3 protein-coding genes are annotated in these 1,492 nt (G+C 34.5%); all 3 read left to right on the top strand.

Annotated features, from left to right (window positions below):
* On the top strand, positions 1–204 hold a 204-nt coding region (locus B9N65_RS10750), incomplete at its 5' end, for a Rep family protein (RefSeq protein WP_219336887.1).
* The gene (locus B9N65_RS10745; protein ID WP_087583823.1) at positions 191–400 is read left to right on the top strand and encodes a hypothetical protein; all 210 of its coding nucleotides are present in this window, start codon (positions 191–193) and stop codon (positions 398–400) included. The genes B9N65_RS10750 and B9N65_RS10745, both read left to right, overlap by 14 nt.
* Before the next feature lie 617 nt (positions 401–1,017).
* A partial coding sequence (locus B9N65_RS10740) for a replication protein (protein WP_087583822.1) occupies positions 1,018–1,492 on the top strand: 475 nt, incomplete at its 3' end.

Genomic DNA, 1,492 nt, shown 5'->3' with positions numbered 1-1,492 from the left:
CTTAGTAAAAGTGAAGTAGTAAAAATTAAATATGATATTCTTGATTTGATAGAAAAGAACGGTTTTTGTGAATATTATGATTTGATTGAGTTTTTAAAAAATGACAATATTGAACGATTAGAAATAGCAATGAATAACACATTATTTTTTAATACTTATCTAAAATCAAAGAGACATAAGGGGTTAAAAAATGGCATTTCCTAAAAAGCACGAAAAAAGTAAAACTAGGGGGATAAGAATTAGCTGTGTCACAGATGAATTTTTAAAAGATTTATCAAGTAAAGATAAAGATTTTACTGCCAATGATTTTATAAATTTGCTTATCGAGAATTCTGACGAATATAAAAATTTTCTTGCTCGTAAGGCTGCCGAAGATAAAGAGCCTAAACTATTCGCATAGTCGCTATTTTAAGGGGGTTAAGGGGGTGAAACCCTCCTTACGAGCACCCGCAGGATATACAAAACCGCCAGGATTTTGTATATACAAGGGGTATGCTCGCCCATAATAAAAATATACTTTTCAACTATAATTTTGTCGGACATTTTCGGCGTTAAAGCCTATCCTGCAATCAATAAAAAAAGATGGGGTATGGGGTTATTACCCCATAAGTGTGGAGCATTAGGGCAACGCCCGCCCTAAGTGCTAATTAGAGAGCATAAACGCCGAAAAGCTCAAAACAAGGGGCCCCACGTCAGTGGGGAAGTGTTTTGAGCGGAAGGCTCTTGGCTATATATAATATAAGTGTGTAACCTACAAACTCCAAAAATTGGCAATTCTTGTCAAATTAATAAAAAACTCTTACCTTTAAGTTTTTGCACTGATCGAATTAAATTTTATAGCTGATTTTTGTGTTTGAATTTGGGGGGTTACTACGACACCCCCCAATGGGTGACTTGTGACATGTGACGTAAGTTTATTTTAAGTTATATTGTGACACAATTAAAGTATCAAAAAAAAAGAGAACCTGAAACACCTTTTTAAATTTATGGTTCTCTTTTTTAGAATGGAGTTAAATTATGGCACAAGATGCTAAAAATGTCAAAAAGAGAAACTGGGCTTTTGTTGCATACCCTGAGAGTATGCCAACCAACTGGCTTGAAATATTACAAGAAACAGGCGCACCGATTGCTATTTCACCGCTACACGATAAAGATTTGAATGCTGATGAACACGAGAAAAAGGCACATTATCACGTAATTTGTTGCTGGGACGGTCCAGTTCGTTTTACTCAAGCCGAAAAATTGGCAAAATCTGTTAATGGCACAATTCCTATTCCTTTAGAGAGCATACGGGGCTATTATCGATATTTTACTCATAAAGACAACCCAGAGAAGCACCAGTATGATGAAAGCGAAATAAAGTGCCTTAATGGCTTTGCAATTACTGATTTTGTTGAGCTTAGTAAAAGTGAAGTAGTAAAAATTAAATATGATATTCTTGATTTGATAGAAAAGAACGGTTTTTGTGAATATTATGATTTGATTGAGTTTT

Source organism: Campylobacter concisus (genome assembly GCF_002165815.1).
GTDB classification, from domain to species: domain Bacteria; phylum Campylobacterota; class Campylobacteria; order Campylobacterales; family Campylobacteraceae; genus Campylobacter_A; species Campylobacter_A concisus_BH.
The sequence above is the reverse complement of the archived record's forward strand: the minus strand, read 5'-3'. Positions and strand labels throughout refer to the sequence as shown.